The sequence below is a fragment of the Advenella sp. genome (assembly GCF_052108595.1).
Taxonomy (GTDB): Bacteria; Pseudomonadota; Gammaproteobacteria; order Burkholderiales; family Burkholderiaceae_B; genus Advenella.
Window position 1 is genome coordinate 1 of record NZ_JBQEAU010000164.1, and the last position, 7,192, is coordinate 7,192.

A 7,192-nucleotide genomic window follows, 5' to 3' on the forward strand; every position below is an offset into this window, starting at 1 on the left:
GTCAACGCCGGATATGGTCACCCTGCTGCAACGAGAGGAAGTGGATTTTCTGTGCTGCTACGAGCACCCCAATTTATCTATCCCGGTCGCGACCGCCAGTTTCCAGTACCTGCAATTGGGTGCAGACCGATTCGTGCCCGTGTGCAGCGCCGCCAAATACAGTGAGACGGCCTATGATCTGCTTGACGAATTCACGCCCATCCCTCACGTAACCTATCTCAATACATTGTCACTGCACCATATCCTGAGCGACCATCTGCGTGCGAGCAGTTATGCGCTGGCGCCGGTGGCCTATTGCGATTCAGTGGAAGTGGCCTGGGCGTTGATCAAAAAAGGTCGTGGCATCGGTTGGCTGCCCTGGTCCGTGGTTGCGCAAGATTGCACATCAGGAACACTGCGCGTCTTGGGCGGCAGGCAAAATGAAGTGCCTTTCGAAGTGCGCCTGTATCGCTCCAAGGAACCCCTGTCTGTCGCAGCAGAGATGATCTGGGAAAAAACCACGCGCTGACGTAGTTACTGTCGACTGGCCGCAAGTGCGCAATAGGCTGCAACCTCGGGCATCTGCCTGACTTTGGATTTGAGCATTTTTCCTGTAGCGCCCAGAGGGATGGCCTCCACGAATATGACCTCATCCGGTATTTGCCATTTGGCAATCTTGCCTTCATAAAACTGTAGCAGTTCGTCCCTGTCGAGCGCCATTTGCTCGCGCCTGACAACCACGATAACCGGGCGCTCGTCCCATTTGCGATGACTGACACCGATGCAGGCAGCCAGTTGCACGGCAGGATGCGCCATGGCAATGTTTTCGATATCAATCGAGCTGATCCATTCGCCACCGGATTTGATCACATCCTTGCTGCGGTCTGTGATCTGCAGATAGCCATCGGCGTCGATGGTCGCCACATCCCCTGTGGGAAACCAGCCGTCCACCAATGCCGCATTGTCTGTGCCGGGGAAATAGTCGCGCACCACCCAGGGCCCCTTGACATGCAAATCGCCAAATGTTTTGCCGTCCCACGGCAATTCCCCACCATCGTCACCAACAATTTTGAAGTCAATCCCGTACAGCACCCGCCCCTGCTTGCGCCGCAGTTTCATTTGTTCTTCCTCAGGCAACATCAGGGATTTATTTTTCAGCGTACACAGCGTTCCCAGCGGGCTGGTCTCGGTCATTCCCCAGGCATGTATCACCTCGACCCCATACTGCTCCTGAAACGCTTGTATCATGGCCGGCGGGCACGCCGACCCGCCAATCACGGTACGCTTGAGGGTGGAAAATTGCAGGCCTTCGCCTTTAACATGATCAAGCAGCATCTGCCATACGGTCGGCACACCGGCGGCAAATGTCACCCCCTCCTGTTCCATCAGTTGGTAGACCGACTTTCCATCCAACAGCGGGCCGGGGAAGACCAGCGTACTGCCGGCCAGTGCCGCCGCATAGGGAATGCCCCAGGCATTGACATGGAACATAGGGACCACGGGCAGAATTACATCCCGAGCCGATATTGCCATGGAGTCGGGCAGCGCAGCCCCATAGGCATGCAAAAGCGTTGAACGATGGCTGTACATGACCGCTTTCGGATTGCCTGTGGTTCCACTGGTGTAGCACATGCTGGAAGCGGCATTCTCGTCAAACTGCGGCCAGTGATAGTCGTCCGATTGTTCTTCGACCCATTGCTCATAACTGATCAGGCCGGGTATTGCGCTGTCCGAGGGCAACGCGTCACGGTCGCATAGCGCAACATAATGCCTGATCGTCTGGCATTTTCCATGCACCGCCTGCACCAGAGGCAGAAAGCTCAGATCGAAGCATAAGACCTGGTCACCGGCATGATTGGCAATCCAGGCGATTTGATCGGGATGCAGGCGCGGATTAATGGTGTGCAACACCCTGCCCGATCCACTGACACCGAAATAAAGTTCCAGATGCCGGTAGCCATTCCAGGCAAGCGTGGCCACCCGCGCAGAAAGCGGCAAGGCCATGGCGTCAAGCGCACGCGCTACCTGCCGGGAACGGCGTGCCACATCGCGCCAGTGATAGCGATGCAAATCACCCTCAACGCGGCGCGAGACAATCTGACCATCGCCATGATGGCGCTCGGCATGAACAATTAGCGACGATATCAGCAATGGATGCGGTTGCATCAGGCCCATCTGTATTTCATCTGTCATAAGTCTCTCTCTTTTGGATTTATTCTGTCCACCCTCACGTTCGATGCTTGCCCCGGCGAGCCAATTGCCAGATCCGCCCAATGCAGCACCCGCTACGCGATTATTGTCCCACAATTGTTCAATTATTCAATTGCCGATTCCACGACGATCAGCCACCGGCGGGTCATATATGCCGCCGCCAGAGCTATTCCCGACACAGATCAAATAACAGACTTCATCTTCCGACCCTGCGATAGCGATCAATAAGCAGCCACAAGGTAACAACGCCTTCATGCCGCCGATCACGGTTGCGTGATCGCTTCCCGCTCCAGCAACTGGCGCTTGCGTTCTACGCCCCAGCGATAGCCTGAAATATCGCCATCGCGCCTGACCACGCGATGACAGGGAATGGCAACGGCAATGCGGTTGGCGCCACAAGCCTGGGCAACGGCGCGCACAGCGGTGGGCGCCCCGATCCGCTCGGCAATCTGACCGTAACTGACGGTCGTACCAACTGGTACATCCCTTAATGCCTGCCACACTCGCTCCTGAAAAGCCGTACCACGGACATCGAGCGGCAGGTTCAGGCCCACAGACGGCGTCTCTACAAAACCGATCACTTGCGCCACCAGACGCTCAAAGGCGGCATCGCCCCCAACAAGCTGGGCCCTGGCAAACTGATCCTGCAAGTCGCGCAACAACATATCGGGATCATCACCCAGCATAATGGCGCAGATGCCACGGTGGCTTTGCGCCACCAGAATGGCGCCCAGCGAACATTGCGCGATGGCAAACCGGATGACAGCGCCTTGCCCACCAGCCCGATATTCCCGGGCGCGCATACCCAGCAACTGCTCGGACGCTTCGTAAAAGCGGCTGTTGGAATTGAAGCCTGCCGTATAGATTGCGTCTGTAATCGACGTGACTGACGATCCCAGCTCATCGCGCAATTTCCTGGCACGCCAGGCCGATGCATAGGCTTTCGGTGTGACACCGGTTTCAGCCTTGAAAACGCGATGAAAATGAAATGGACTCATATTGGCTTGTGCCGCCAGCTCATCCAGGCTGGGCGGCGTTTGCGCCGATTCAATTTGTCGACAGGCCCTGGCCACCAGGTCAGCACGTTCGTCTGCGGCGGCAGTCCGGTCCGCCCGCGCGCGGCGGCTGGCGCGATAGCCTGCTGCCTCGGCCTCTTGCGCCGTATCAAAAAAAACGACATTTTTTCGCTGTGGCAGGCGGGCCGAAGAACTGGGCCGACAATACACCCCCGTGGTCTTTACACCATAGACAAATTGTCCGTCCGCATCTCGATTGCGACTTTGCACGGCCTGCCAGCGAGCTTCATCGGAAGTAAATTGGGCGTGTGCTTGGGTTGATGTCATGATCGATCTCCTGGAAGTATGGCCGTCATGATCAGAATAGAGGGCAATTCAATCGCAAGCAATCGTTTTCTTGCGATTGAATTATCAGAAAACGGCACGGTCGGCAGCGAACTCTCGGGCGTCCGCCTGCTCGCTATATGAACGCATATCGACAAATGTAATCGCGGCCCGCCGGGGTGCCCTGCTCTCATCGATATCCCGAATATACCAACTGATATATTAATGTTTCAATGGCACCAACCTCATTATTTTGCCCCCAAGGTAACTCACCATGTCAAAACGTACCTATGATTCGCTGCGCAGCGCCCGCTGGTTTGCCCCGGATGATTTGCGCTCTTTCGGACACCGATCCCGCATCATGCAAATGGGCTATGCGCCAGAAGATTGGGAGGGCCGCCCCGTCATTGCCATCCTGAACACCTGGTCGGATATCAATCCCTGCCATTCGCATTTCAAGCAACGAGTGGAAGATGTCAAACGTGGTATTTTTCAGGCCGGAGGCTTTCCCATAGAATTGCCGGCCATCTCCCTGTCGGAAAACTTCGTCAAGCCCACCACCATGCTGTATCGCAATATGCTTGCCATGGAAGCCGAGGAACTGCTGCGCAGCCATCCGGTAGACGGCGCGGTATTGATGGGCGGCTGCGACAAAACCACGCCCGGGCTGTTGATGGGCGCCATCAGTGCGGGACTGCCCTGTATTTATCTGCCTGCCGGCCCCATGCTGCGCGGTAACTGGCAGGGAAAAATTCTGGGATCGGGCTCGGATGCGTGGAAATACTGGGATGAGCGACGCGCCGGCAAAATAAGCAAAACCGAATGGATTGGCGTAGAAGGCGGCATTGCCCGCAGCGCAGGCACATGTATGACGATGGGCACCGCCAGCACGATGACCGCCATCGCCGAATCCATCGGCATGACGCTACCCGGCGCATCATCGATTCCCGCAGTCGACGCCAACCACATTCGCATGGCGGCCGCTTGCGGTCGCCGTATCGTCGACATGGTATGGGAGGACCTAACGCCGGCGCGCATTCTGTCCCGAACCAGTTTTCTGAATGCCATCGCCGTATCAATGGCCATGGGGTGCTCCACCAACGCAGTCATTCATCTGATTGCCATGTCGCGTCGCGCCGACTGTGAAGTCACGCTGGATGACTTTGATGCGGCCAGCCGCAAGGTGCCGGTCATTGCCAATGTACGCCCCAGCGGCAGTACCTATCTGATGGAAGATTTTTATTACGCGGGTGGCCTGCCAGGTCTGATGCGTCGTCTTGGCGACCATGTGCAGGGTGGGACAATGACCGTTACCGGCCAGACACTGGCAGAAAACATCAAAGACGCGCAAGTGTATAACGACGACGTGATTCGTCCCATGGACAACCCGTTGTATCCCGAAGGCGCACTGGCCGTGCTGCGCGGCAATCTGGCGCCGTCCGGCTGCGTGATCAAACCCAGCGCGTGCGCACCGCAGTTCCTGCAACACACCGGCCCCGCGCTTGTCTTTGACGATTATCCAAGCATGAAAGCAGCAGTGGATGACGAAAATCTGGATGTCACGCCCGGGCACATTATGGTGTTGCGCAATGCCGGCCCGCTGGGTGGCCCGGGGATGCCCGAATGGGGCATGCTACCGATCCCGGTCAAGCTGATCAAACAGGGCGTGCGCGATATGCTGCGCCTGTCCGATGCGCGCATGAGCGGCACCAGCTACGGCGCCTGTATTTTGCATGTGGCGCCCGAGTCCTATGTCGGCGGCAATCTGGCGCTGGTGCGCACCGGCGACATGATTACCGTTGATGTTCCCGCCCGTCGTATCCACCTTGAAATCAGCGATGGGGAACTGGCGGCAAGACGAGCAGACTGGATCGCGCCCGAACGCCGCTTCGAACGCGGCTACGGCTGGATGTTCTCGCAGCATATTCTGCAAGCTGATGCCGGTTGTGATTTTGACTTTCTGGAAACCAGCTTCGGCGCCCCCAACAACGAACCCAGCATTTACTGATCAGGAAATCATCATGGCCCTTGACCCACAAGTTCGCAAACAGCTGGCGATCGTCAGCACCGCCACACTGTGTACTGCCTTGTATAAGCGCGGCCTGCGCAATCAGTTCATTCAGGACGTCCATCCGCTCAACCCCGATTTGCCGAACATGGTGGGCGAGGCTTACACGCTGCGCTACATTCCGGCACGCGAAGACCTCAACCCCATTACCGTCTTTCAGGATCGCAGCCATCCGCAACGGGTTGCGGTTGATCAGTGTCCGCAAGGCGCGGTGCTGATGATAGACAGTCGCAAGGATGCGCGGGCCGCCTCGGCCGGCTCCATTCTGGTTTCCCGGCTGATGAAGCGCGGTGTGGCCGGTGTAGTCACCGATGGCGGCTTTCGTGATTCACCGGAAATTGCCAAGTTGCATATTGCCGTCTATCACAATCGCCCGTCTGCGCCCACCAATCTTACCCTGCATCAGGCGCTGGACATCAACGTGCCTATCGGCTGCGGCGACGTCGCTGTTTTTCCCGGCGATGTCATCGTCGGCGATGCCGAGGGGGTCGTTGTCATCCCTGCGCATCTGGCGCAGGACATTGCAGCCGAGGCAATAGAAATGACCGTGTACGAAGATTTTGTCACCGAAGAGGTACTCAAGGGCCGATCCATTATTGGGCTGTATCCGGCTACCGACGAACAGGCAAAAACCGATTTTTCCGCCTGGCGGCAGCGCAACGGCAGATAGCATTTTGAACGCAAAAAAATCAGCAGCGCTGCCAAAGCGGTCTGTGCGCAACAGGTACCGCTTACCGTTGATCAACGGGTTTATTGATCATCTGCGGCCCTGAGCGTATTAGTATTGAGCATGCCATATGACCTATTACATCGCGATTGCAGCGGTCACATTACCGCCCATCGGCATAAAACATGATACCGACCACGCCACTTGATCGCAGCCGCCAGGCAGCGCCGCAACTGTACCAGTTACTGCGCCAGAAAATCATTGCTCTGGAATGGGCTCCAGGCGCCCTGCTTTCACGCGCCGAACTGGCCGACTGCTACGGGGTCAGCCAGACACCGGTACGCGAAGCATTGCTGAAACTGGCTGCAGAAATGCTGGTGGATATCTATCCACAGGCATCGACGCGGGTCAGCCTGATTGACCTCACATTGGCCAGACAAGCCCATTTTCTGCGCCAGTCCCTTGAGCTGGAACTGGTGCGGGAGTTGGCCCAATCGCATGAACCGAGCTTAATCGGATCATTGCAGGCGCTGGTACAGCAACAGGACGCCTTGCGCGCCGCCAGAGATTTGAGCGCTTTCAGCCAGGCCGATACGCAATTTCACCGTGTGCTTTTTCGAGCGGCAGGAAAAGACGCATTGTGGCATCTGGTGCACAGCAATAGCGGACACCTGGACCGACTGCGTCGCCTGCATCTGCCGGTATCCGGCAAGCTGGAACGCATCGTCGGCGATCATCGACTGATTGTGCAGGCCATTTCCGGCCATGCGCCCGAGCAGGCGCAGCAGCGCTTGCGCGAACATTTATCAGTGACGCTTGAATACGTAGAACAGATCCTGCATGCGCACCCGCAGTGGATTCGGATGGACAACGAAGTCACAACAAGGCCGCCTGCAGAGTATTGAGCAGTCTGGCGGTGCCCACATC

The 7,192-nt window shown here is 57.2% G+C and carries 6 protein-coding genes; 4 read left to right on the forward strand and 2 right to left on the reverse strand.

Annotated elements, in window-relative coordinates; translation table 11 throughout:
• Positions 1–508, forward strand: a 508-nt coding sequence (locus tag ACTIKR_RS19680) for a substrate-binding domain-containing protein (protein ID WP_442328785.1), incomplete at its 5' end; no start/stop codon positions are given.
• 5 nt (positions 509–513) lie between these two features.
• On the opposite strand, the gene ACTIKR_RS19685 is transcribed toward ACTIKR_RS19680, so the two are convergent.
• Entirely contained in the window at positions 514–2,172 is a 1,659-nt protein-coding gene (locus tag ACTIKR_RS19685; RefSeq protein WP_226816469.1) for a 3-(methylthio)propionyl-CoA ligase, read from the reverse strand.
• 281 nt (positions 2,173–2,453) lie between these two features.
• The gene (gene ada, locus ACTIKR_RS19690; protein ID WP_193087353.1) at positions 2,454–3,533 is read right to left on the reverse strand and encodes a bifunctional DNA-binding transcriptional regulator/O6-methylguanine-DNA methyltransferase Ada; all 1,080 of its coding nucleotides are present in this window, start codon (positions 3,531–3,533) and stop codon (positions 2,454–2,456) included.
• A gap of 271 nt (positions 3,534–3,804) precedes the next feature.
• On the opposite strand from ada, the gene araD reads away from it, so the two are divergent.
• From araD to ACTIKR_RS19705, 3 genes are all read left to right on the forward strand, one after another.
• On the forward strand, positions 3,805–5,538 hold the full coding sequence (gene araD / locus ACTIKR_RS19695) for an L-arabinonate dehydratase (protein WP_193087352.1): 1,734 nt from the start codon (positions 3,805–3,807) through the stop codon (positions 5,536–5,538).
• A gap of 13 nt (positions 5,539–5,551) precedes the next feature.
• Positions 5,552–6,268, forward strand: a complete 717-nt coding sequence (locus ACTIKR_RS19700; RefSeq protein WP_193087351.1) for a ribonuclease activity regulator RraA — start codon at positions 5,552–5,554, stop codon at positions 6,266–6,268.
• A gap of 182 nt (positions 6,269–6,450) precedes the next feature.
• The gene (locus ACTIKR_RS19705; RefSeq protein ID WP_193087350.1) at positions 6,451–7,170 is read left to right on the forward strand and encodes a GntR family transcriptional regulator; all 720 of its coding nucleotides are present in this window, start codon (positions 6,451–6,453) and stop codon (positions 7,168–7,170) included.
• The last annotated feature ends 22 nt before the right edge of the window (positions 7,171–7,192 follow it).

Excerpts from the sequence above, each read along its gene's own strand:
- ACTIKR_RS19685 (WP_226816469.1), bottom strand. The coding sequence starts at position 2,172 with ATGACAGATGAAATACAGATGGGCCTGATGCAACCGCATCCATTGCTG.
- ACTIKR_RS19705 (WP_193087350.1), top strand. The coding sequence starts at position 6,451 with ATGATACCGACCACGCCACTTGATCGCAGCCGCCAGGCAGCGCCGCAA.
- araD (WP_193087352.1), top strand. The coding sequence starts at position 3,805 with ATGTCAAAACGTACCTATGATTCGCTGCGCAGCGCCCGCTGGTTTGCC.
- ada (WP_193087353.1), bottom strand. The coding sequence starts at position 3,533 with ATGACATCAACCCAAGCACACGCCCAATTTACTTCCGATGAAGCTCGC.
- ACTIKR_RS19700 (WP_193087351.1), top strand. The coding sequence starts at position 5,552 with ATGGCCCTTGACCCACAAGTTCGCAAACAGCTGGCGATCGTCAGCACC.